The sequence below is a fragment of the Cellulosimicrobium sp. AB352 genome (genome assembly GCF_049538415.1).
GTDB lineage: Bacteria > Actinomycetota > Actinomycetes > Actinomycetales > Cellulomonadaceae > Cellulosimicrobium > Cellulosimicrobium funkei.
Map to the genome: position 1 here is coordinate 21,659 of NZ_JBMVFX010000030.1, position 24,155 is coordinate 45,813.

Here is a 24,155-nt window from a genome sequence, read left to right on the forward strand (position 1 = left end):
AGAAGAAGGAGGCCCACCATGACGAACACCCCGGGCACCGAGCCCACCCCCGTCCCGACGCCCGACGCCACGCAGCCGCTGCCGGCCGCGACCGCGGGCGAGCAGGCACCGGTCCGGCCGTCGGCGCACCCGACCGGCCACCCGACGCAGCCGCTCCCGCCGCACCCCGTGCAGCACCTCACGACGCCGCAGCCCGCCCCGACGGGCCACGCCACCGCACCCGCGGGGCACACGCCCACCGCTGCGCCGGCGAACCCGTACGCGCGACCCGCGCAGGGCGCGCCCGCCCCCGGCGCGCACACGCCGTCCGGCAGCTTCGGCCCGCCGCCCGCACCGCCGGCCCCGGCCACCGCCGGGGAGAGCGGCGCCCCGCAGCGCCGCCGCACCTGGGTGCCGGTCGTCAGCGCCGCGGCCGCCGCGGCGCTCCTCGCGAGCGTCGGCACCGCCGGCCTCACCGGCGCGTTCGGCGCCGACCAGGACTCCGCGTCGCTCGCCGACGTCGGCCAGCAGCACGAGACGTCGGCCGCGCCCGTCGCCGACTCGTCGTCGCAGAACCCCGACTGGGAGGCCGTCACCAAGGCCGTCGCGCCGTCGGTCGTGGCGATCCAGGTCCAGACCCCGCAGGGCGGGGCCGAGGGCTCCGGCGTCATCATCGACGACAAGGGCCACGTGGTGACGAACAACCACGTGGTGTCCGGCGCCGAGAACGACACCGTCCAGGTCACGCTCAGCGACGGCCGCCTGTTCGACGCGAAGATCGTCGGGCTCGACCCGGCGACGGACCTCGCCGTCGTGCAGCTCGTCGACGCCCCCGACGACCTCCAGCCCGCGACGCTCGGCGACTCCGACGACGTGACCGTCGGCGAGTCGGTCCTCGCGGTCGGCAACCCGCTCGGCCTCGCGAACACGGCCACGACCGGCATCGTGTCGGCCGTCGACCGCCCGGTGTCCGCGTCCGGCGAGGGCGGCGGCACGTCCGTCGTCACCAACGCGATCCAGATCGACGCGGCCATCAACCCGGGCAACTCCGGCGGCCCGCTGTTCGACGCGCAGGGCCGGGTCATCGGCATCACGTCGTCGATCGCCACGCTGTCGAGCGGCGGTGGCCAGTCCGGCTCGATCGGCCTCGGGTTCGCCATCCCGGTGAACCTCGCCAAGACGATCGGCCAGCAGCTCGTCGACAACGGCACCGCGGAGCACGCGTTCCTCGGCGTGACGCTCGCCGACGCGACCGCGACGGCCGACGGCGTCACGCGCCGCGGTGCCGAGGTCCAGGAGGTCACCGACGGCTCGCCGGCCGCCGACGCGGGCATCCGCTCGGGCGACGTCATCGTCGCCATCGACGGCCACCCGGTCGGCGGGGCGGAGTCGCTCACCGCGTTCGTGCGCGAGCGGGCCGCGGGCGCCGAGTCGAAGCTCACCGTCGTCCGCGACGGCAAGACGCTCGAGCTCGACGTCACCCTCGCGACGCGCCCGGCGGACGACGAGACCACCGGCCAGGGGCAGACGCCGGGCCAGGACGGCCAGGGGCAGCTCCCCGGCCAGGGCGACCAGGGTGACCAGGGCGGCCAGCAGGGCGACCAGGGTCAGCAGGGCGACCCGACCGACCCGGGCAACGTCCCGAACCCGTTCGACTGGTTCTTCGGCGGCCAGGGCTGACCTGGCCCCGCACCCCGTCCCGCCACCTCCTCTGACCGTGGCGGGACGGTGGGCCGTCGGGGACGTCCCCGCCCCGGCGGCCCACCGCGCCGAGCGGCCGGCACGGATCTCCGTGCCGGCCGCTCGTCGTCGTCCTGGGGCGTTGCCGTGCGGTGCCGGTCGTGCGGGACCGGCGCGTCAGGCGCCGAGCGCGTAGCGCATCGGCTCGAGCTTCGCCTCGGACTCGGCGACCTCGGCCGCCGGGTCGGACGCCGCGACGATCCCGCACCCGGCGAAGAGCCGCACGGAGCGGGGGTCGGTGCCCGACAGCTCGGCCGAGCGCAGCGCGATGCCCCACTCGCCGTCGCCGTCGGCGCCCAGCCACCCGACGGGCCCGGCGTACCGGCCGCGGTCCATGCCCTCGATCTCGCGGATGAGGTCGCGCGCGACGACCGTCGGCGTGCCGCACACCGCCGCGGAGGGGTGCAGCGCGGCCGCGAGCGCCAGGCTCGTCGGCCCCGCCGCGGCGCCGCCCGACGCCCCGGGCGCGCTCGCGCCGCGCGCGAGGACGGCCGTCACGTCGGACGCGAGGTGCATGACGTTCGGCAGGTGCAGCACGAACGGGGAGTCGGGGACGTTCATCGACGAGCAGAACGGGGCGAGCGCCTGCGCCACGGACCGGACGGCGTACTCGTGCTCCTCCAGGTCCTTCGACGACCGGGCGAGCTGCGCGGCCCGCAGGAGCGCCTCGTCGTCGGACAGGCCGCCGCGCCGGATCGTGCCGGCGAGCACGCGGGACGTCACGAGGCCCTTCTCGCTGCGGACGAGCAGCTCGGGGGTCGCGCCGACGAGCCCGTCGACCGAGAACGTCCAGCACGCCTCGTAGGCGGAGGCGAGGCGCGCGAGCAGCCAGCGCGGATCCACGGGCTCGCTCGTGTGGGCGACGACGTCGCGCGCGAGCACCACCTTCTCCAGCGCGCCCGAGCGGATGCGCTCGACGCCTTCCGCGACGACGGCGGCCCAGTCGTCGGCGCCGAGCGCGCCGTCGTGCCAGGCCACGTCGCCCGGCGCGCGCACGGGCTCGCGGGGTGTGCGGCGCAGGGCGTCCGTGGGGGAGGAGGACAGCGATCCGGCGGTGTCCACCGTCGTGAGCCACGCGTGCCCGTCGCGTCGCCCGACGACGACGCGCGGCACGACGAGCACCCCGCCGGCCCGGACCGGGTCGTGCGCGTCGTCGCCCGGCGCGGAGTCGTCGAACGCGAACGAGCCGAACGCGACGGGGCCCGTGCCGGGCAGGCCCACCTCGTCGCGCACGACCGCGCGCGCGAGCGTCTCGTGCCACGCGGCCTCGGCGTCGGCGAACCGGCCGGGGCCCCACGTCTCGAGCCGCAGCGCCTCGCCCCAGCCGACGATCCCGTCGCCGCGGCGCACCCACGCGAGGGGCCGCGTGTCCGGCAGGAGGTCGACGAGGGCGTCGAGACCGCCGGGCAGGTCGGGGATCCGGGTGGTCCTCACGACCAGCGGGTGGGGCTGTGCGGCCGTGGCCGACGGTTCTGCGCTCATCGCCTCCCAGCGTAAGCCGCGGCGGTGCGACCGCGGGCGCGGGGACGTGGAAGCATGGGCGCCATGCCCCGTGCCAACCTGGACAAGAAGCCCTCCGAGGTCGCGTCGATGTTCGACGGGATCGCCTCCCGGTACGACCTGACCAACGACATCCTGTCGCTCGGGCAGGACCGCGCGTGGCGCCGGGCGACGGTCCGCGCGGTCGGTGCGCTGCCGGGCGAGAAGGTGCTCGACCTCGCGGCCGGGACGGGCACGTCCTCGGAGCCGTTCGCCGACGACGGCGTGCGCGTCGTCCCGTGCGACTTCTCCATAGGCATGCTCCAGGTCGGCAAGGAGCGCCGCCCGGACCTCCCGTTCGTCGCCGGGGACGCGACGCGGCTCCCGTTCGCCGACGGCACGTTCGACGCGGTGACGATCTCGTTCGGGCTGCGCAACGTCGTCGACACCGAGGGCGCGCTGCGCGAGATGCTGCGCGTCGTGCGGCCGGGCGGGCGCGTGGTGATCTGCGAGTTCTCGACCCCCACCTGGGCGCCGTTCCGCGTCCTGTACCAGGAGTACCTGGTCCAGGCGCTGCCGCGCATCGCCTCCGCGGTGACCCGCGAGGGCGGGTCGTACCAGTACCTCGCCGAGTCGATCGCCGCGTGGCCGGACCAGGAGGGCCTGGGCCGTCTCCTGCTCCGCGCAGGCTGGGAGAAGGTCGCCTACCGGAACCTCTCCGGCGGGATCGTCGCGCTGCACCGGGGCGTGCGCCCGGCCTGACGGGACGCCAGGTCCACGGCCCCGCGCGTGCCGCGCGGGGCCTTCTCGGCGACCCCGGCGGCACGCGGCCGCGTCGGCGCGCGTGCGCGGCGCTGACCTGGGACGACGGCGACCCGGGCGGGCGCGGACGCGCGGGAGGCTAGGCCATCGCGGCGCCGGCCCCCTTGCCCGCGAGTCCTCGTCCCCAGGGCCGGTCGTCGCCGGGCGCCAGGACCTTCGTCACAGGATCTCCCAGGGAAGGGTCGCCTTGCTACACATCTCCCGTCCGGAGTGACTAGAGTGGCGGTGTCCATTGTGACCGACTTCACAAGGACAGTGGATGCACCGTGTCCCGAGCCGGGCCACGGTGGAGCATCGCACGAGGACTCCGACGACGGGACGGCGAGGTGGGCACGGTGGGCGCGAGGCTCGACGACGCCGACGTGATCGTCGTGGGCGCCGGCCCGGCCGGTTCCGCGGCCGCCCACTACTGCGCCGCCGCGGGCCTGAGCGTGCTCCTCCTCGAGAAGTCCGCCTTCCCGCGCGACAAGATCTGCGGCGACGGCCTCACGCCGCGCGCGGTCGCCGAGCTCGTGCGCATGGGCGTCCCCACGCGCTCCGAGGACGGCTGGATCCGCAACCGCGGGCTGCGCGTCGTCGCGAGCGGCCGCTCGTGGGAGCTCGCGTGGCCGGACCTCGCGTCGTACCCCAGCTACGGCATGGCCCGCGCGCGCCACTCGTTCGACCGCACGCTCGCCGAGCACGCGCAGCGCACCGGCGCCAAGCTGCTCGAGCGCACCGCCGTCACCGGTCCCGTCCTCGACGAGCGCACGGGCCGCGTCGTCGGCGTCACGGCGCGCCCCGTGGACGAGAAGGGCCGGCGCGCCGGGGACGAGGTCACCTACCGGGCGCCCGTCGTCATCGCGGCCGACGGCGTCTCGTCCCGCTTCGCGCTCGCCCTCGGCCTCGCGCGGCGCGAGGACCGCCCGATCGGCGTCGCCGTCCGCACCTACTTCCGCACGCCCCGCCACGACGACCCGTGGATGGAGTCCCACCTCGAGCTGTGGGACGGCAAGCCCCGCGAGTCGAACCTCCTGCCGGGCTACGGCTGGATCTTCTCGCTCGGCGACGGCACGGCGAACGTCGGCCTCGGCTCGGTCAGCTCGACGCCCGCGCGCCAGTCCGCGGCGAACGTCGACTACAAGGACCTGTTCGCCACCTGGATGCGCAACGCGCCCGCCGAGTGGGAGTTCACGGAGGAGAACCGGCTCGCCCCGGTGCGCGGCGCGGCGCTGCCCATGGGCTTCAACCGCACGCCGCTGTACACGCGCGGCGTGCTGCTCGTCGGGGACTCGGGCGGCATGGTGAGCCCGTTCAACGGCGAGGGCATCGCGTACGCGATGCAGGCCGGGCGGGCCGCGGCCGACGTCGTGGCCCAGTCCCGCGTGCGCCTCACCGACGCGGGGCGCGAGCGTGCGCTGCAGACGTACCCGCGCCTCATGCGGCGCGAGCTCGGCGGCTACTACACGCTCGGCCGGTACTTCGTGAAGCTCATCGAGCACCCCGAGATCATGCGGATCTGCACGCGCTACGGGCTCCCGCGCCCGGTCGTCATGCGGTTCGTCCTCAAGCTCCTGTCGGACTGCTACGAGCCCCGCGGCGGCGACTGGGTCGACCGCGTCATCGCCGGGCTGACCAGGGTGGTGCCATCGTCATGAGCCCACGAGGTGGGCCGGCACCCGCGCACCACGCAGCGCCGGCACTCGCACCACCTGACCGCGGACCCGGACGACGCCGTCCGGGGAGACCCGTCCCGAGCCCCCACTCGAGGAGTCGACGATGACCAACCCGTACGTCCCGCTGCTCGTCCTCATGGGCGTGGCCGCCGTGCTCGCGCTCGGCGGCGTCGCCGCGAGCGCGGTCATCGGCCCCAAGCGGTACAACCGCGCCAAGCTCGACGCCTACGAGTGCGGCATCGAGCCCACGCCCCACGCCGTCGGCGGCGGGCGCTTCCCGATCAAGTACTACCTCGTCGCGATGACGTTCATCGTCTTCGACATCGAGGTCGTCTTCCTCTACCCGTGGGCCGTCGACTTCGCGACGCTCGCGACGTTCGGGCTGGTGGCGATGCTCGCGTTCCTCGCGCTCATCACCGTCCCGTTCGTCTACGAGTGGCGCCGCGGCGGCCTCGAGTGGGACTGACGGTGGCACCCAGCGTGGGCCCCGGCGGGCACCGGCGAGAGAACTAGGAGAGACACCATGGGGATCGAGGAAGCTCCCTCGGGCTTCTTGCTCACCACGATCGAGGACCTCGCGGGGTACCTGCGCAAGGCGTCGCTGTGGCCCGTGACGTTCGGCCTCGCGTGCTGCGCCATCGAGATGATGGCGGCTGGCGCGTCGCGGTTCGACCTGTCGCGCTTCGGCATGGAGGTCTTCCGCGCGTCGCCGCGCCAGGCGGACCTCATGATCGTGGCCGGGCGCGTGAGCCAGAAGATGGCGCCGGTCGTGCGGCAGGTCTACGACCAGATGAGCGAGCCCAAGTGGGTCCTGTCCATGGGCGTGTGCGCGTCGAGCGGCGGCATGTTCAACAACTACGCGATCGTGCAGGGCGTCGACCACGTCGTCCCTGTCGACATCTACCTGCCCGGCTGCCCGCCGCGGCCGGAGATGCTCATCAACGCGATCCTCGCGCTGCACGACCAGATCCAGCACGAGCCGCTCGGCGTGAACCGCAAGGAGGCGGCGCGCGCCGCCGAGGCGGCGGCGCTCGAGGCGACGCCCACGTTCCAGATGAAGGGGCTGCTGCGGTGACGGACGAGAAGAGCGGCGCCGGCACGCCGGTGCCGCAGCCGGAGGAGGTGAACGGCCCCCGGTCGGCCGACCTCGTGACCGGTGCCGGGGCGCCCCGCACGCTCGAGGTCGTCGAGGTCCGCGAGGGCATGTTCGGCGTCCACGGCTCGGGCGACACGTCCGGGTACGGCGGGCTGGTCCAGCCCGTGGCGATGCCGGGCGCGAGCGCGCGCCCCTACGGCGGCTGGTTCGACGAGGTCGTGGACGTCCTCGCCGAGGTGCTCGAGGCCTCCGGCGTCGCGTTCGACGCCGCGGTCGAGCGCGTCGTCGTCGACCCGCCCGGCGCGCACGCCGAGCTGACGCTGCACGTGCACCGCGACCACCTCGTCGAGGTGTGCCGGGCGCTGCGCGACGACCAGGACCTGCGCTTCGAGCTGAGCCTGGGCGTGAGCGGCGTGCACTTCCCGCACGACGTCGGCCGCGAGCTGCACGCCGTCTACCACCTGACCTCGATCACCCACGGCCGGCGGCTGCGGCTCGAGGTGTCGGTGCCCGACGCGGACCCGCACGTGCCGACCACGACGTCCGTCTACCCGACGAACGACTGGCACGAGCGCGAGACGTGGGACTTCTTCGGCATCGTCTTCGACGGCCACCCGTCGCTCGCGCGCATCGAGATGCCCGACGACTGGCCGGGCCACCCGCAGCGCAAGGACTACCCGCTCGGCGGGATCCCCGTCGAGTACAAGGGCGCGACCGTGCCCCCGCCCGACACGAGGAGGTCGTACTCGTGAGCACGCACACCACCGGCGCCCCCGGCGGCGCCCCGCACGCCACCCGTCCGCCCGTCGGCGACTTCGATCCCGGCGTCCCGAGCTTCGAGGCGTCCGGCGGCGACTGGGCCGAGATCGCGGAGAGCGCCGTCGCGGCCGCCGCGCTCGGCGAGGAGCGCATCGTCGTCAACATGGGTCCGCAGCACCCGTCGACGCACGGCGTGCTGCGCCTCATGCTCGAGATCGACGGCGAGACGGTCACCGAGGCGCGCTGCGGCATCGGCTACCTGCACACCGGCATCGAGAAGAACATGGAGTTCCGGACGTGGACGCAGGGCGTCACGTTCTGCACCCGCATGGACTACCTCGCGCCGCTGTTCCAGGAGACGGCGTACTGCCTCGCGGTCGAGAAGCTCCTCGGCATCACGGACGACGTGCCCGAACGGGCGAGCGTCATCCGCGTGCTGATGATGGAGCTCAACCGCATCGCGTCCCACCTCGTGTGCCTCGGCACGGGCGGCAACGAGATGGGCGCGACGACCGTCATGACCATCGCGTTCACCGCGCGCGAGGAGATCCTGCGGATCTTCGAGGCGGTCACGGGGCTGCGCATGAACCACGCGTACGTCCGTCCGGGCGGTGTCGCGCAGGACGTGCCGCCGGACCTCGTCGAGCAGGTGCGCCGGGCGGACCCGCTCGTGCGCCGCTACCTCGGCCAGCTCGGCGACCTCATGCTCGCCAACCCCATCTTCAAGGGGCGCCTCGTCGGGGTCGGGCACCTCAACCTCGCGGGCTGCATGGCGCTCGGCGTCACCGGACCGGTGCTGCGCTCGACGGGCCACCCGTACGACGTGCGCAAGGCCGACCCGTACTGCGGCTACGAGACGTACGACTTCGACGTCCCGACCGCGACGGGCGCCGACTGCTACGACCGCGTGGTGCTGCGGCTCGAGGAGTGCTACCAGTCGCTGCACATCGTCGCGCAGTGCCTGGACCGCCTCGAGGCGACGGCGGGCCAGCCCGTCATGGTCGGCGACCGCAAGATCGCGTGGCCCGCGCAGCTCGCGATCGGGAGCGACGGCCAGGGCAACTCGCTCGAGCACATCAAGGAGATCATGGGCTCCTCGATGGAGGCCCTGATCCACCACTTCAAGCTCGTCACCGAGGGCTTCCGGGTCCCCGTGGGGCAGGCGTGGCAGACCGTGGAGCACCCGCGCGGCGAGCTCGGGGTGCACCTCGTGTCCGACGGCGGCACGCGCCCCTACCGGGCGCACTTCCGCGACCCGTCGTTCAACAACCTCCAGGCCGTGGCAGCGATGTGCGAGGGCGGCCAGGTGGCCGACGTCGTGGTCGCGGTCGCGTCCCTGGACCCCGTGCTGGGAGGGGTGGACCGATGACCATCGACGCCGGACCTGCGACGGACGGGACGCCCGCCCGGCGGGCGCGCCCCGGGTACGACGCAGAGACGACGGCGCGCCTCGCCGCCGACGCCGCGCAGATCGTCGCGCGCTACCCCGAGTCCCGCTCCGCGCTGCTGCCGATGCTGCACCTCGTGCAGTCCGAGGACGGCTACGTGTCGCGCGACGGCATCCTGTTCTGCGCGGAGCAGCTCGGTCTCACCGCGGCCGAGGTCTCCGCCGTCGCGACGTTCTACACCCAGTACAAGCGCCACCCCAACGGCACCTACACCGTGGGCGTCTGCACGAACACGCTGTGCGCGATCATGGGCGGCGACGCGATCTTCGACGAGCTGTCTGAGCACCTCGGCGTCGGGCACGACGAGACGACCGAGGACGGCGCGATCACGCTCGAGCGCGTGGAGTGCAACGCGGCCTGCGACTACGCGCCCGTGATGATGGTCAACTGGGAGTTCTTCGACAACCAGACCCCCGGGAGCGCGACGGACGTCGTGGACCGGCTCCGCGCCGGCGAGGCCGTCGCCCCGACGCGCGGCGCGGCGAGCGTGTGCACGTTCAAGCAGATGAGCCGCGTGCTCGCCGGCTTCACCGACGGCCGCGCCGACGAGGGCGTCGGCGCGGGCGAGCCCACCCTCGCCGGCCTGCGGCTCGCGCGCGAGCACGGCTGGACCGCACCGACCGGTGAGACGGACGCGGAGGCGGCCCCGGACGGCGGCGCCCCCGCCGGCGGTGCGCCGGACGCCGGCGAGGCGCAGTCGAGCGCCGAGCGGAAGCCGACGACCGACGCCGACGTCGACCCCGGCGGCAAGGCCGAGTCGCCCGGCACGAAGCCCGACCCGTCGAAGGGAGCGGACGCATGAGCGAGCAGCAGAGCACCGAGACCCGTCCGGCGCCGGACCCGCTGACCCCGGTCCTGTCGGACACGTGGGACGCGGACCGGTCCTGGACGCTCGCGTCGTACCTGGACCGCGGCGGCTACGCGGGCCTGCGCGCGGCGCTCGGGCAGGAGCCGGGCGACGTCGTCGCGACGGTCAAGGCGTCGGGCCTGCGCGGCCGCGGCGGCGCGGGGTTCCCCACGGGCATGAAGTGGGGCTTCCTGCCCGCGCCCGACGGCGGCCCGCGCTACCTCGTCGTCAACGCGGACGAGTCCGAGCCGGGCACGTGCAAGGACATCCCGCTCATGCTCGCGAGCCCGCAGGCGCTCGTCGAGGGCGTCGCGATCACGTCGTACGCGATCGGTTGCCGGCACGCCTTCATCTACGTGCGCGGCGAGGTGCTGCACGTGTACCGCCGCCTGCTGCGCGCGGTCGAGGAGGCGTACGAGGCGGGCTACCTCGGCAAGGACGTGCTCGGGTCGGGCTTCGACCTCGACGTCACGGTCCACGCCGGGGCCGGCGCCTACATCTGCGGCGAGGAGACGGCGCTGCTCGACTCGCTCGAGGGCCGCCGCGGGCAGCCGCGGCTCAAGCCGCCGTTCCCCGCGGTCGCGGGCCTGTACGCGCGCCCGACGGTCGTCAACAACGTCGAGTCGATCGCGAGCGTGCCGTCGATCGTCGCGCGCGGTGCGGACTGGTTCACCTCGATGGGCACGGAGCGCTCGGCCGGCGTCGGCCTGTTCTCGCTCTCCGGGCACGTGACGCGGCCGGGGCAGTACGAGGCCCCGCTCGGCACGACGCTGCGCGAGCTGCTCGACCTCGCGGGCGGGATGCGCGGGGGCAAGGCGCTGAAGTTCTGGACGCCGGGCGGCTCGTCGACGCCGCTGTTCACCGACGCGCACCTCGACACCCCGCTCGACTACGAGTCAGTTGCCGCGGCGGGCTCGATGCTCGGCACGCGCGCGCTCCAGCTCTTCGACGAGACGACGTGCGTCGTGCGGGCCGTGAGCCGGTGGACCGACTTCTACGCGCACGAGTCGTGCGGCAAGTGCACGCCGTGCCGCGAGGGCACGTACTGGATGAAGCAGGTGCTGGCGCGCATCGAGGCGGGCCAGGGCACGGAGGCCGACCTCGACCTGCTCCTCGACACGTGCGACAACATCCTGGGCCGCGCGTTCTGCGCGCTCGGCGACGGTGCGACGTCGCCCGTCACGAGCAGCATCGCGCTGTTCCGCGACGAGTACGAGGCGCACATCACGGAGCACCGCTGCCCGTTCGACCCGGCGGCCTCGGCGCTCTTCGACTACACGCCCCGCCCGGCCCGCGTCCTGACGGCAGGAGTGCACTGATGACGACCACGACCCCCGCCCCGGGCACCGGCTCCTCGGCCGTCGCGCCCTCGGGCGGCGCGGCCAAGACCCCGGCCCCCGCGGACCAGGTGACGTTCACGATCGACGACATCGAGATGTCGGTGCCCAAGGGCACGCTCGTGATCCGTGCGGCCGAGCAGATCGGGATCCAGATCCCGCGGTTCTGCGACCACCCGCTGCTCGAGCCCGCCGGGGCGTGCCGCCAGTGCCTCGTCGAGGTCGCGGCGCCCGACCGCGAGGGCAACGTGCGGCCCATGCCGAAGCCGCAGGCGTCGTGCACGCTCGAGGCGACGCCGGGCATGGTGGTGAAGACCCAGCGCACGAGCCCGGTCGCCGACAAGGCGCAGCACGGGATCATGGAGCTGCTGCTCATCAACCACCCGCTCGACTGCCCGGTGTGCGACAAGGGCGGCGAGTGCCCCCTGCAGAACCAGGCGATGAGCAACGGGCGCGCGACGAGCCGGTTCGTCGACGTCAAGCGCACGTTCCCCAAGCCGATCGCCGTCTCGACGACGATCCTGCTCGACCGCGAGCGCTGCGTCCTGTGCCAGCGGTGCACGCGCTTCTCCCAGGAGATCGCGGGCGACGCGTTCATCGACCTGCAGAAGCGCGGCGCCGCGCAGCAGATCGGGCGCTTCGACGAGGCCGTGCTCGACTTCGCGCCGCCCGCGGGCGAGGCGCCCGGCGACCGCCCGGTGGGCCTGGCCCTGGAGGACGAGGCGGGCCTCCCGTTCGCGTCGTACTTCTCCGGCAACACCGTGCAGATCTGCCCGGTCGGCGCGCTCACGGGGGCGGCGTACCGCTTCCGGTCGCGCCCGTTCGACCTGGTCTCGACGCCGTCGGTCGCCGAGCACGACTCGTCCGGGTCGGCGATCCGCGTCGACCACCGCCGGGGCGTCGTGCTGCGCCGCCTCGCGGGGGAGGACCCGCTGGTCAACGAGGAGTGGATCACCGACCGGGACCGCTTCGCCTTCACGTGGCAGTCCGCGCCGGACCGCCTCACGCACCCGCTCGTGCGCGACCGCGAGGTCGCGCCCGACGGGACCGTCACGCGCGGCGAGCTGCGCCCGGCCTCGTGGGCCGAGGCGCTCGAGGTCGCGGCCGACGCCCTGACCCGGGCCCGCGACGCGGGCGGGGTCGGCGTCCTGCCGGGCGGGCGGCTCACGGTCGAGGACGCCTACGCGTACGCCAAGCTCGCGCGCACGTGGCTGCGCACGAACGACGTCGACCACCGGGCCCGCGCGCACAGCGCGGAGGAGGCGGACTTCCTCGCGCACGCGGTCGCCGGCACGGGTCTCGGCGTGACCTTCCCCGACCTCGAGAAGGCCCCCGCGGTCCTGCTCGTCGGCCTCGAGGCCGAGGAGGAGGCGGGCGTCGCGTTCCTGCGCCTGCGCAAGGGCGCGCTGCGGCACCGGGTCCGCGTGTTCTCCGTGGCGCCGTTCGCGTCGCGCGGCGTGCAGCGCATGCACGGCACGCTGCTCCCCGCCGCCCCGGGGACCGAGGCCGAGTGGCTCGACGGCATCGCCGCGGGCGACCGGGTCCGCACGCTCGACGAGGCGAGCGGCACCGACGACGTCCTCGCCGACGCGAGCGACGCGCTCCGCCAGCCGGGGGCGGTCGTCCTCGTGGGCGAGCGGCTCGCCACGACGCCCGGCGGGTACAGCGCGCTGCTGCGCGCGGTCGCCGCGACGGGCGCACGCCTCGCCTGGGTCCCGCGCCGAGCGGGCGAGCGCGGCGGCGTCGAGGCGGGCACGCTGCCCAACCTCCTGCCGGGCGGACGCCCGGTCGCCGACGCCGCGGCCCGCGTGGACGTCGCGACCGTGTGGGGCGCGGCGACCACCGAGGACCACCCCGCGGGGCTGCCCACCGCGCCGGGCCGCGACCTGGGGGAGATGCTCGACGCGCTCTCGGTCGGCCAGCTCGCGGGCGTCCTCGTGGGCGGGCTCGAGCTCGACGACCTGCCCGACCCGGCGCACGCGCGCCGCGCGCTCGAGGCGGCGGACGTCGTCGTCTCGCTCGAGGTGCGGCGCTCGGCGGTGACGGACCTCGCCGACGTCGTCCTCCCGGTCGCGCCGCCCGTGGAGCGGGCCGGGGCGTTCGTCAGCTGGGAGGGGCGCGTGCGCCCGTTCCCGGCCGCGCTCGCCTCGACCGCGATGCCCGACCACCGCGTGCTCGACGCACTCGCGGACGCCGCCGGCGCCCCGCTCGGCCTGTCGACGCTCGAGGCCGTGCGCGCCGAGCTCGAGCAGCTCGTGGGCGACGGCGCGTGGGACGGCGCGCGCGCCGCGGCGCCCACGGTCGACGCGACCGAGCCGCCCGCCGTCGCGCCGGGGACCGCGGTCCTCGCGAGCTGGCGCCTCCTGCTCGACGACGCGCGCGGCCAGGACGGCGAGCGGTACCTCGCCGGCACGGCCAAGCGCCCCGTGGCACGCCTGTCGGCGGCCACGGCCGCCGCGGTCGACGTGTTCGACGGCGAGCTCGTGCGGGTCGTCACCGACCGGGGCGCGGTCACGCTCCCCGTGGTGGTGACCGACATGGTCGACCACGTGGTGTGGCTGCCGCTGCGCTCGCCGGGGTCGTCCGTGCACGCCACGCTCGGCGCGGTGCCGGGCGACCTCGTCCGGCTCGAGCCGGGGACCACCGACGGAGGGGAGGGCGCATGAGCGGCCTGCACGCGCTCCACGCGCTGGCCACCGAGACGCCGGCGGTGCCCGGCATCGTGGCGAACTTCTCGCAGGACAACGGCTGGACCTACCTCGTCAAGGCCGTCCTCATCCTCGTCTTCCTGCTGACGAGCGTGCTGTTCGCGATCTGGTTCGAGCGCAAGGTCGTCGCCCGCATGCAGGTGCGGCCCGGCCCGAACTGGCACGGCCCGTTCGGCCTGCTGCAGTCGCTCGCCGACGCGATGAAGCTCCTGCTCAAGGAGGACATCACCGTCAAGGCGGCCGACAAGTTCGTCTACCTGCTCGCGCCGATGATCTCCGTGTTCTGCGCGCTCCTCGTGTTCGCGGTCATCCCGTTCGGGCCCGAGGTGCAGATCCCGTTCACGGACTACGTGACGCCCGCCCAGCTCACCGACTTCCCGGTCGCGACGCTCTACATCCTCGCGTGCGCGTCGCTCGGCGTGTACGGGATCGTGCTCGGCGGCTGGTCGTCCGGCTCCACGTACCCGCTGCTCGGGTCGGTCCGCTCGACGGCCCAGGTCATCAGCTACGAGCTCGCGATGGGTCTGTCGCTCGTCTCCGTCTTCCTCATGGCGGGGTCGATGTCGACCTCGCGCATCGTCGACTCGCAGACGCAGCTGTGGTGGTTCCTCCCGCTCCTCCCGGCGTTCGTCATCTACGTCATCTCCATGGTCGGCGAGACGAACCGCCTGCCGTTCGACCTCCCCGAGGCCGAGGGCGAGCTCGTGTCGGGGTACATGACCGAGTACTCGTCGATGAAGTTCGCGTGGTTCTTCCTCGCGGAGTACATCAACATGCTCAACGTCTCCGCGGTCGCGACGACGCTGTTCCTCGGCGGGTGGCGGGCCCCGTGGCCGCTCTCGGCGATCAACGACGGGATGTTCAACGAGGGCTGGTGGCCCATCCTCTGGTTCCTCGTCAAGGTCTGGGCCGTCATGTTCTTCTTCGTGTGGGTGCGCGGCACGCTGCTGCGCCTGCGCTACGACCAGTTCATGCGCTTCGGCTGGAAGGTCCTCATCCCCTTCGCGCTCGCGTGGCTCGTGCTGCTCGCCGTCGCCCAGGCCGTGCGCCAGTTCCTCGACGTGGACCTGCGCGTGTTCATCGGGATCGCGGTCGCGATAGCCCTCGTCGTCGTGGTCGTCGTCTGGTTCTGGCCCGAGAAGAAGGCGCCACCCGGCGCCGCTCCGCGCACCGCGGGGGGCGCGCCCGAGCCGTTCGACGCGTTCGCCGGCGGCTTCCCCGTCCCGCCGCTGCCCGGCCAGTCGCTCCCGCCCTCGCCGCGCCGTCGGGCCCTCGTGCCCGACGACGCGGGCGCGGCCAGGACGTCCGCACCGGGTGCCGGTGCCCCCCGCGACACACCGCACGACAAGGAGGTCGACCGTGGCTGACGACCAGAAGCCGGACCGGCCGGGCGAGTACGAGGTCCGCCGCCCGCAGGCGAAGGGCCTGCGCGAGCTCGTCGCGCCCGTCGCCGGGTTCGGCGTGACCTTCTCCTCGATGTTCCGGCCGACCGTGACGGAGCAGTACCCGCGCCAGAAGGTGCCGCCCAAGCCGCGCTACCACGGCCGGCACCAGCTCAACCGGTACCCCGACGGGCTCGAGAAGTGCATCGGGTGCGAGCTGTGCGCGTGGGCGTGCCCCGCAGACGCGATCTACGTCGAGGGCGCGGACAACGCCGACCTGCCCGACGGCGGCCACATGTCGCCCGGCGAGCGGTACGGCCGCGTCTACCAGATCAACTACCTGCGCTGCATCTTCTGCGGGCTGTGCATCGAGGCGTGCCCGACGCGCGCGCTGACGATGACCAACGAGTACGAGCTCGCCGGGCCGACGCGCGAGGGCATGATCTGGGAGAAGCAGGACCTCCTCGCGCCGCTGCGCGAGGGCATGCTCGCCGCGCCGCACCCGATGGTGCCCGGGACGTCGGACACCGAGTACTACCGCGGAGAGGTGAGCGGACCGGTGGCCGAGCAGGTGGAGTGGGTGCGCGAGCACCGGCCGGACGACCCGACGCTCCCGCCGGAGCCGGCGGGCCGCGAGCCGGAGGTCCGGCGGGTCGCGCAGCCGTCCGGGCGGTCCGCCCGTCCGTCGGCCCGGAAGGGCGCGCGGTGATCGGGGGCGGCGGCGAGGCGGTCCTCTTCTGGGTCCTCGCCCCCCTCATGGTCCTCGCGGCGCTCTCGCTGCTCTTCGCGCGCAAGGCGGTGCACGCCGCCATCGCGGTCATGTTCGTCATGGTCGACCTCGCGATCCTCTACATCGCGCAGGAGGCGCCGTTCCTCGGCGTCGTCCAGGTGGTCGTCTACACGGGCGCCGTGATGATGCTGTTCCTCTTCGTGCTCATGCTCGTCGGCGTCGACGCGTCGGACTCGCTCGTCGAGACGATCCGCGGCCAGCGCTGGATCGGCGTGCTGCTCGGGCTCGGGCTCGGGGCCGTCCTGGTCGGCGTCGTCTCGCAGGCGGCGTTCCCGCCCGCGGTCGGTCTCGAGGCCGCGAACGCGGTGACGAACCCGACGGCGCTCGCGCGCGTGCTCTTCGCGGACTACGTGTTCGCGATGGAGGTCGTGGGCATCCTGCTCATCACCGCCGCGGTCTCGGCGCTCGTGCTCACGCACCGGCGCCGCCTCACCCCGAAGGTCGGCCAGCGCGAGCAGGCGGACGCGAAGGTCGCGGCCCTGCCGTCGGGCGGCCGACTCACGCCGCTCGCCGCGCCCGGCGTGTACGCGCAGAACAACGCGATGGACACGCCGGCCCTCGACCCGCAGGGGCGGCCCATCGAGGAGTCGGTGTCCCGCATCCTGCGGATCCGTGGCCAGGAGCGCTCGGCCGGCATGATCCTCGAGGCCGAGCGCGACGTGCTCGTCGAGCACGAGCCGCACCGTGCCCTGCCCGCGCTGCGGGCCCAGGACGCGAACGAGCGCGTGGTGCAGGCCGCGACGGCCGAGCAGCCCGAGGGCGAGCCGCCCGCCGGCGACGTCGGGGGTCCCGACGACCCGGGCCGGTCCCGCGTGCCCGGCGCGACCCCGGGAGGAGAGGACTGATGGAGCTCACCCACTACCTCGTGCTGGCCGCGATCCTCTTCGCGATCGGCGCGGCGACGGTCCTGCTGCGCCGCAACGCGATCATCGTGTTCATGGGCATCGAGCTCATGCTCAACGCGACCAACCTCGCGTTCGTGACGTTCGCCCGCATCCACGGCGACGTGACCGGCCAGGTCCTCGCGTTCTTCGTCATGGTGGTCGCGGCGGCGGAGGTCGTCGTCGGCCTCGCGATCATCGTGTCCATCTTCCGCACCCGTCGGTCCGCCTCGGTCGACGACGTCAACCTGCTCAAGAGCTGAGGGGCCGGCACCGATGACGATGCTCCTTCCCGCCCTGCCGTCGGCGGGCGGACTGCTGACCGCGACCGACGTCGTGCCCGCGACCGAGACGGTCCCGGGCGCGTTCCTCGCCGCACCGCTGCTCGTGCTGCTCCCGCTCGTCGGGGCGGCCGTCCTGCTGCTCGCGGGCCGCCGCAGCGACCGCTGGGGCGCCTGGTTCGGCGTGCTCATGTCCGCCGCGGCGTTCGTCGTGGGCCTGGTCCTCTTCGTGTCGATGCTCGGCCTTCCGGTCGACGAGCGCGTCGTGGACTACCGCCTGTTCGACTGGATCGCGTCCGGCGGGCTCGACCTCGCCGTCGGGCTGCGGATCGACCCGCTGTCCCTGACGTTCGTGCTCCTCGTGACGTTCGTCGGGACGCTCATCCACGTGTACGCGGTCGCCTACATGGCGCACGACCGCGACCGGCGCCGGTTCTTCGCGTACCTCAACCTGTTCATCGCGGCGATGCTCGTCCTCGTCCTCGCCGACTCGTTCCTCCTGCTGTTCGTCGGCTGGGAGGGCGTGGGCCTCGCGTCGTACCTGCTCATCGGGTTCTGGAACCACAACCGGGCGTACGCGGTCGCGGCGAAGAAGGCGTTCGTCATGAACCGCGTGGGCGACATCGGCCTCATCGTCGCGATGATGCTGATGTTCGCGACGTTCGGCGCGCTCGACTTCAGCACGGTCTTCGCCCGCGTGCCGGAGGCCTCGACCGCGCTGCTCACGGCGACGGGCCTCGCGCTCCTGCTCGCGGCCTGCGGCAAGTCGGCGCAGTTCCCGCTCCAGGCGTGGCTCGGGGACGCGATGGCCGGCCCGACGCCGGTCTCCGCCCTCATCCACGCGGCCACCATGGTCACGGCGGGCGTCTACCTCGTCGTCCGGTCCGCGCCGATCTTCGAGGGCGCGCCGACGGCGCAGCTCGTCGTGGTGATCGTGGGTGCGGTGACGCTGCTCTTCGGGGCGATCGTCGGCTGCGCGAAGGACGACATCAAGAAGGCGCTCGCCGCGTCGACCATGTCGCAGATCGGCTACATGATCCTCGCCGCGGGGCTCGGCCCGATCGGCTACGCGTTCGCGATCTTCCACCTCGTGACGCACGGCTTCTTCAAGGCCGGGATGTTCCTCGGCGCGGGGTCCGTCATGCACGGCATGGACGACCAGGTCGACATGCGCCGGTTCGGCGGCCTCGCGCGGTACATGAAGGTCACGTGGATCACCTTCATGATGGGCTGGCTCGCGATCCTCGGGATCCCGCCGTTCTCGGGCTTCTGGAGCAAGGACAAGATCATCGAGGCCGCGTTCGTCCCCGTCGACGGCGAGCCGTGGCGGGCGTGGGTCTTCGGCGGCGTGGCGCTGCTCGGCGCGGGGATCACGGCGTTCTACATGTCGCGCCTGTTCTTCATGACGTTCTCCGGTCGCCGCCGCTGGAACGACGGCAGCGGCTCCCTGGACGGCCTCGGCCCGCAGGACGGTCCCGTCCAGCACCCGCACGAGTCCCCGCGCCTCATGACGTGGCCGATGATCGTCCTCGCCGTCGGGTCGGTGGCCCTGGGCGGCATCCTCGCCGCGGGCTCGCGCTTCGTCACGTGGCTCGAGCCCGTCACGGGGCACGCCGAGCACCACGAGCCGGTGCTGCCCGTCTGGTCGCTCATCGCCCTGACGCTCCTGCTCGTCCTCGCGGGCGTCGCCCTCGCGTGGCGCCAGTACGCGATGTCGAGCGTCCCGGTCCGCGCCCCGCGCGGCTCCGTGCTCACGCGCGCGGCCCGCCGTGACCTGTACCAGGACGACGTCAACGAGACGGTGTTCATGCGTCCCGGCCAGTACCTCACGCGCTCGCTCGTCTACGCCGACAAGGAGATGGTCGACGGCGGCTGGATGGGCCTGGCCGGCCTCGTCGGCAAGGTGGGGGAGTGGCTCCGCGGGTGGCAGAACGGCTACGTGCGCTCGTACGGCGCGACGATGCTCGGCGGCCTCGTGGTCGTCGTCGCCGTCGTCCTCGCCCTGACCACCGGCTCCGCGAGCTGAGAGGGAGACACCCATGACCACCTCCGTCCCCTGGTTGTCCCTGCTCATCGCCTGGCCCCTGGTGGGTGCCGCGGCGGTGTGGCTCACGGCCGCGGCCCGCACGCGCGGCGTCGGTGCGGGCGCGCTGCGTGCCGTGCGCGGCATCGCGCTCGGCGCGGCGCTCGTCGAGCTCGGCCTGCTCGTCGGCGCGTTCACCGCGTTCGACACGTCCGCGGCCGGTACCCACCAGCTCGCCGAGACGTACCGCTGGATCCCGCAGATCGGGGCGAGCTACGCGGTCGGCGCCGACGGCGTCGCGCTCGCGCTCGTCGCGCTGTCGGTGCTGCTGGTCCCGCTCGTCGTGCTCGCCGCGTGGAAGGAGCAGGACGGCGACGTCCGCCGCCTGCGCCACTACCTCGCGCTCGTGCTGCTCCTCGAGGCGTTCATGGTCGCGGTGTTCGTCGCGCGCGACGTGTTCCTCTTCTACGTGCTGTTCGAGGCCATGCTCATCCCGGTCTACTTCATGATCGGCGGGTTCGGCGTCGGGGCGCGGCGGCGCTACGCCGCGGTGAAGTTCCTGCTGTTCTCGCTCGCGGGCGGCCTCATCATGCTCGCGGCCGTCATCGCGCTCTACGTCCAGGTGCCGATCGACCCGGCCACGGGCGCGCGGCCCGAGGACGCGTTCCTCACGACGAACCTCGTCGGGTACTTCGCGGAGAACCCGATGCCGGTCACGATCGAGCGGCTGCTGTTCCTCGGCTTCTTCCTCGCGTTCGCCATCAAGGCGCCGCTCTTCCCCGTGCACACCTGGCTGCCCGACGCGGCGCAGCACGCGCCGGCCGGGACGTCCACGCTGCTCGTCGGCGTCCTGGACAAGGTGGGCACGTTCGGGATGCTCACGCTGTGCCTGCCGCTGTTCCCGAACGCGAGCAGGTGGGCGGCGCCCGTCGTCGTCGTGCTCGCCGTGGTCTCGATCCTGTACGGCGCGCTCATGGCGATCGGGCAGAGCGACCTCATGCGGCTCATCGCCTACACGTCGGTGTCGCACTTCGGGTTCATCGTGCTCGGCATCTTCGCGTTCACGTCGCTCAGCGTGTCCGGCTCGTCGCTCTACATGGTCAACCACGGGATCTCGACCGGGGCCCTGTTCCTCCTCGCGGGCTTCCTCGTCGCGCGGCACCCGGAGCGCTCGCAGCGCATCGCGGACTACGGCGGCCTGCAGAAGGTCGTCCCGGTGCTCGCGGGCACGTTCCTCGTGGCGGGCCTGTCCGCGCTGTCGCTGCCCGGCCTGTCGACGTTCGTCAGCGAGATCATGGTCCTCGTCGGGACGTTCGCGCGCAGCCCGTGGGCCGCGCTCGTCGCGGTGCTCGGCGTCGTGCTCGCCGCGCTCTACGTGCTGCTGACCTACCAGCGGATCTTCACGGGCGGAACCCGCGAAGGGCTCGACCGGCTCCCCGACCTGGGCGCGCGCGAGAAGTGGGTCGTCGCGCCGCTGATCGTCGTCCTCCTGGTCCTCGGCTTCTACCCGGCGCCCGCGCTCGACCTCGTGCGCGAGCCCGCCGAGGTGACGCTCTCCGACCTCGCGGTCGCGGGCGTCGAGGACCCGCCGCGCTCCGACCCGTTCGCCGCGGGGACCGAGCAGGTCGCCTCCTCGAGCCAGGGCACGTCCGTCACTCGTAGCTCCGACGAAGGGAGCGAGTCGTGAACGACTCCTTCGTGGCCCCCACGGTCGACTGGCTGTACCTCGCCCCGGTCCTCGTCGTGCTCGGTGCCGGCGTCGTCGGCGTGCTCGTCGAGGCGTTCGTCCCGGCGCGCGTCCGGCGCACGGTGCAGGTCGTGCTGGCCCTGCTCGCGACCGCCGCGGCGCTCGCGCTCGTCGTCGTGCTGTGGCGCGACCCCGCCGTCCAGGGCACCGACGGCGTCGCCTACGGCGTGCGGGTGCTCGGCGGGTCCATGGTCATCGACCCCTTCGGGCTCGCGATCCAGGGGATCGTCGTGCTGCTCGCGTTCCTGGCGATCCTCGTGATCGCCGACCGGACGTCGACCGGCCAGGACGCGTTCGCGCCGTCCGCGGCCGCCGTCCCCGGCTCGCCGTACGAGGACCTCACGCGGCGCAAGGGGCTGGAGCAGACCGAGGTCTACCCGCTCGTGCTGTTCGCCGTCGGCGGCATGATGATCTTCCCCGCCACGGGCAACCTCCTCGTGATGTTCGTCGCGCTCGAGGTGCTCTCGCTCCCGCTGTACGTGCTGTCCGCGATGTCCCGGCGCCGCCGCCTGCTGTCGCAGGAGGCGTCGTTCAAGTACTTCCTGCTCGGCGCGTTCGCGTCCGCGCTGTTCGTGTTCGGCGTCGCCCTCGTCTACGGGTTCGCCGGCTCGGTGGACCTCGTCGAGGTGTACCGGTCGCTCGCGACGCCCGAGGGCCCGCTCGCGAGCATGCCCGGGCTGGTCGTCGTCGGTGCCCTGCTCATCCTTGCGGGGCTGCTGTTCAAGATCGGCGCCGCGCCGTTCCACTCGTGGACCCCCGACGTCTACCAGGGGGCCCCGACGCCGATCACCGGCTTCATGGCGGCGTGCACCAAGGCAGCGGCGTTCGGCGCGCTCCTGCGCGTGCTGTACGTCGTGAGCCTCGGCCTCGCGCAGTCGTCGCCGGCCACGCGCGAGGACCTGTTCGTCGCGCTGTGGATCGTCACGCTGCTCACCATGGTCGTCGGGACCGTCGTCGGTGCCGTCCAGACCGACGTCAAGCGGCTCCTCGCGTACTCGTCGATCGCCCACGCGGGCTTCATCCTCGTCGGCGTCCTGGGGTTCTCCCAGCTCTCGCTGCGGGCGACGGTGTTCTACCTCCTCGTCTACGGCCTCGCGACGGTCGGCGCCTTCGCGGTCGTCACGCTCGTCCGCGAGACGGCCCCCGTCCGCGAACGGGTGCCCGCGACCGTCGGGGCGGGCGCCGGGGGAGCCGACGGCTCGGACGCGGCGGACAACGTCACGGACGGCTCGTCCCGGGAGCCCGTCGCCGTGCTCGGCGAGGCCACGCACCTCGCCCAGTGGGCAGGTCTGGGGCGCCGCAGCCCGTGGCTCGCCGGCGTGTTCTCGCTCTTCCTGCTCTCCATGGCGGGCATCCCGCTGACCGCCGGGTTCGTGGCGAAGTTCACCGCGTTCGGCGCGGCGATCGCCGGCCCCGACGGGCAGGGCGGCGGCTCCACGTGGGTGCTCGCGGTGGTCGGTGTGCTCGCCTCGGCCGTGGCGGTGTTCTTCTACGTCCGCCTCATCGTGCTCATGTTCTTCACGGCGCCGTCCGGCGGCGTGCGCGACGGCGCGGACGGCGGCGCGGAGGCCTCCGAGGGCACCGGCGTGACCGTCGTGCGGTCGACCGGACCGACGACCGTGGCGATCGCCGTGTGCGCGATCGGGGTGCTCCTCCTCGGTGTGTTCCCCTCCCCGGTTCTCGATCTGGCGGCCGAGGCGGTTAAGTTCGTCCCGTGACCTCCGTGCCTCCCGTCCCCTCCGCGCCCGCCGGGCCCCGCGGCCCGCGCGAGCGGACCGCTCCCGTGACGACCACCGCGATCCCGATCTCGGACCCCGAGCTCGCGGCCGCCCTCACCGAGCGCCTGGCGGAGGTCGAGACCCGGCTCCGGGCCGCCGTCGCGCACGCCGACCCGCTCGCGGACTCGGCGTCGCGGCACCTCGTGAACGCCGGGGGCAAGCGTCTGCGCCCCCTGCTCACGCTGCTCGCGGCCGAGCTCGGGGACGGGACGCGCCCCGAGGTCGCGGAGGCGGCCGTCGTCGTCGAGCTCACGCACCTCGCGTCGCTCTACCACGACGACGTCATGGACTCCGCGCCCGTGCGGCGCGGGGCGCCGTCCGCGCACGCGGTGTGGGGCAACTCCGTCGCGATCATGGTCGGCGACCTGCTCTTCGCGCGCGCCGCGTCGACCGTGGCGGCGCTCGGCCCGGAGGCCGTGCTCATCCAGGCACGCACGTTCGAGCGGCTCTGCCTCGGCCAGCTCCACGAGACCACGGGGCCGGGCGAGGGCGACGACCCCGTCGAGCACTACCTCGAGGTCCTCGCGGACAAGACGGCGTCGCTCCTGTCGACGTCCGCACGGCTCGGCGCGATGTTCGCCGGCTGCCCGGCCGACGTCGTCGAGACGGTCGCGGCGTACGGCGAGCGGCTGGGGGTCGCCTTCCAGCTCGCCGACGACGTCCTGGACCTCGCGTCCTCGGGCGACGAGTCGGGCAAGACGCCCGGCACCGACCTCCGCGAGAAGGTCCCCACGATGCCGGTCCTCCTGCTGCGCGCGCGTATCGCGCAGGGGACGGCGACGGAGGACGACGCGGCGCTCGTCGAGCTCCTCGACTCCGACCTGACCGACGACGCCGCGCTCGCGGCGGCCGTCGCGGCGCTGCGCCGCCACGAGGTGCTCGCCGAGACGCGCGCCCTCGCCGTCCGGTGGGCCCGCTCCGCCGTGGACGAGCTCGACACGCTGCCCCCCGGGCCGGTGAGCGACGCGCTGCGCTCCTTCGCGGAGGCCCTGGCGGACCGCGCCGCCTGACCCGCCGACGGGGTGAAATTCCCGGTCGCCGGTGCCGTGCGCACGGGGCCGTCCCGGTGCCCGCGCCGGTTGCCCGGGACACCCGTCCGGCCCGGCCAGGAGCGGCACGCCCGACAGCGGTCCGCGCCGGTGGCCCCGGGGCGCGCGGCCTGAGAGGGGAGTTCTCCCCATGGGACGGGTGTCGGATCTCACTCGCCGTCCCGTTATCCTCGGTTGCGCGATCGGTGGGGCCGCCCGGCAAGTGCGAGATCGAGGGGGCCGGCGAAGGGGACCGGTCGCCTCCCGATCCGGCACCTCGGAGGACTTGTGGGTTTCCTGGCGCGCCTGCGTGAGCACCGCCGTACCGTCGCGTCGGTGAGCACCGTGTCGGTGTTCTCCACGGCGCTGGTGGGG

19 protein-coding genes are annotated in these 24,155 nt (G+C 73.8%); 18 read left to right on the plus strand and 1 reads right to left on the minus strand.

The features are described 5' to 3' along the window. Positions 1-18 precede the first annotated feature (18 nt). Complete coding sequence (locus ACPCUX_RS17425; RefSeq protein WP_396050634.1) at positions 19-1,659, plus strand: trypsin-like peptidase domain-containing protein; 1,641 nt, start codon at positions 19-21, stop codon at positions 1,657-1,659. 177 nt (positions 1,660-1,836) lie between these two features. On the opposite strand, the gene ACPCUX_RS17430 is transcribed toward ACPCUX_RS17425, so the two are convergent. Then, positions 1,837-3,201 carry an isochorismate synthase gene (locus ACPCUX_RS17430; RefSeq protein ID WP_389299437.1) on the minus strand — a complete coding sequence of 455 codons (1,365 nt, stop codon included), beginning with the start codon at positions 3,199-3,201 and terminating at the stop codon, positions 1,837-1,839. Between the two features lie 63 nt (positions 3,202-3,264). Here ACPCUX_RS17430 and ACPCUX_RS17435 point away from each other — a divergent pair, with 63 nt between their 5' ends. The 17 genes from ACPCUX_RS17435 to ACPCUX_RS17515 all read left to right on the plus strand — a co-directional run bounded on the left by ACPCUX_RS17435 (position 3,265) and on the right by ACPCUX_RS17515 (position 23,762). Then, on the plus strand, positions 3,265-3,960 hold the full coding sequence (locus tag ACPCUX_RS17435; protein WP_423389270.1) for a demethylmenaquinone methyltransferase: 696 nt from the start codon (positions 3,265-3,267) through the stop codon (positions 3,958-3,960). Between the two features lie 395 nt (positions 3,961-4,355). Beyond that, positions 4,356-5,657: a geranylgeranyl reductase family protein gene (locus ACPCUX_RS17440; protein WP_255436974.1), complete on the plus strand. Its 1,302-nt coding sequence runs from the start codon at positions 4,356-4,358 to the stop codon at positions 5,655-5,657. A gap of 121 nt (positions 5,658-5,778) precedes the next feature. Then, on the plus strand, positions 5,779-6,141 hold the full coding sequence (locus tag ACPCUX_RS17445; protein WP_021481795.1) for an NADH-quinone oxidoreductase subunit A: 363 nt from the start codon (positions 5,779-5,781) through the stop codon (positions 6,139-6,141). Between the two features lie 57 nt (positions 6,142-6,198). Continuing rightward, positions 6,199-6,750, plus strand: coding sequence for a NuoB/complex I 20 kDa subunit family protein (locus tag ACPCUX_RS17450; protein ID WP_021481794.1), 552 nt, complete (start codon positions 6,199-6,201; stop codon positions 6,748-6,750). Continuing rightward, positions 6,747-7,523: an NADH-quinone oxidoreductase subunit C gene (locus ACPCUX_RS17455; protein WP_021481793.1), complete on the plus strand. Its 777-nt coding sequence runs from the start codon at positions 6,747-6,749 to the stop codon at positions 7,521-7,523. The genes ACPCUX_RS17450 and ACPCUX_RS17455 overlap by 4 nt, the downstream gene beginning before the upstream one ends. Continuing rightward, positions 7,520-8,899, plus strand: coding sequence for an NADH-quinone oxidoreductase subunit D (locus tag ACPCUX_RS17460; protein ID WP_021481792.1), 1,380 nt, complete (start codon positions 7,520-7,522; stop codon positions 8,897-8,899). Before ACPCUX_RS17455 ends, ACPCUX_RS17460 begins: the two co-directional genes overlap by 4 nt. Continuing rightward, positions 8,896-9,780: an NADH-quinone oxidoreductase subunit NuoE gene (gene nuoE, locus ACPCUX_RS17465; RefSeq protein ID WP_175007753.1), complete on the plus strand. Its 885-nt coding sequence runs from the start codon at positions 8,896-8,898 to the stop codon at positions 9,778-9,780. Before ACPCUX_RS17460 ends, nuoE begins: the two co-directional genes overlap by 4 nt. Next, positions 9,777-11,144: an NADH-quinone oxidoreductase subunit NuoF gene (nuoF, locus tag ACPCUX_RS17470; protein WP_415298000.1), complete on the plus strand. Its 1,368-nt coding sequence runs from the start codon at positions 9,777-9,779 to the stop codon at positions 11,142-11,144. Before nuoE ends, nuoF begins: the two co-directional genes overlap by 4 nt. Continuing rightward, positions 11,144-13,828: an NADH-quinone oxidoreductase subunit G gene (locus ACPCUX_RS17475; protein ID WP_415298002.1), complete on the plus strand. Its 2,685-nt coding sequence runs from the start codon at positions 11,144-11,146 to the stop codon at positions 13,826-13,828. The genes nuoF and ACPCUX_RS17475 overlap by 1 nt, the downstream gene beginning before the upstream one ends. Then, a complete protein-coding gene (nuoH, locus tag ACPCUX_RS17480; RefSeq protein ID WP_051027981.1) occupies positions 13,825-15,237 on the plus strand; it encodes an NADH-quinone oxidoreductase subunit NuoH in 1,413 nt (470 codons plus the stop codon). The genes ACPCUX_RS17475 and nuoH overlap by 4 nt, the downstream gene beginning before the upstream one ends. A gap of 58 nt (positions 15,238-15,295) precedes the next feature. Then, positions 15,296-15,961 carry an NADH-quinone oxidoreductase subunit NuoI gene (nuoI, locus tag ACPCUX_RS17485; protein WP_232422943.1) on the plus strand — a complete coding sequence of 222 codons (666 nt, stop codon included), beginning with the start codon at positions 15,296-15,298 and terminating at the stop codon, positions 15,959-15,961. A 47-nt stretch (positions 15,962-16,008) separates the two neighbouring features. Next, a complete protein-coding gene (locus ACPCUX_RS17490) occupies positions 16,009-16,887 on the plus strand; it encodes an NADH-quinone oxidoreductase subunit J (protein ID WP_423389275.1) in 879 nt (292 codons plus the stop codon). After that, on the plus strand, positions 16,887-17,186 hold the full coding sequence (gene nuoK / locus ACPCUX_RS17495; RefSeq protein ID WP_021482715.1) for an NADH-quinone oxidoreductase subunit NuoK: 300 nt from the start codon (positions 16,887-16,889) through the stop codon (positions 17,184-17,186). Before ACPCUX_RS17490 ends, nuoK begins: the two co-directional genes overlap by 1 nt. A gap of 13 nt (positions 17,187-17,199) precedes the next feature. Further along, a complete protein-coding gene (nuoL, locus tag ACPCUX_RS17500) occupies positions 17,200-19,230 on the plus strand; it encodes an NADH-quinone oxidoreductase subunit L (RefSeq protein ID WP_249356048.1) in 2,031 nt (676 codons plus the stop codon). Positions 19,231-19,243: 13 nt separating this feature from the next. Further along, positions 19,244-20,914, plus strand: a complete 1,671-nt coding sequence (locus ACPCUX_RS17505) for an NADH-quinone oxidoreductase subunit M (protein ID WP_423389271.1) — start codon at positions 19,244-19,246, stop codon at positions 20,912-20,914. Continuing rightward, positions 20,911-22,692 (plus strand): NADH-quinone oxidoreductase subunit NuoN, encoded by a 1,782-nt coding sequence (gene nuoN / locus ACPCUX_RS17510; protein WP_423389272.1) that lies wholly within the window; start codon positions 20,911-20,913, stop codon positions 22,690-22,692. The genes ACPCUX_RS17505 and nuoN overlap by 4 nt, the downstream gene beginning before the upstream one ends. A gap of 65 nt (positions 22,693-22,757) precedes the next feature. Next, positions 22,758-23,762: a polyprenyl synthetase family protein gene (locus ACPCUX_RS17515; RefSeq protein ID WP_034652106.1), complete on the plus strand. Its 1,005-nt coding sequence runs from the start codon at positions 22,758-22,760 to the stop codon at positions 23,760-23,762. Positions 23,763-24,155 lie beyond the last annotated feature (393 nt).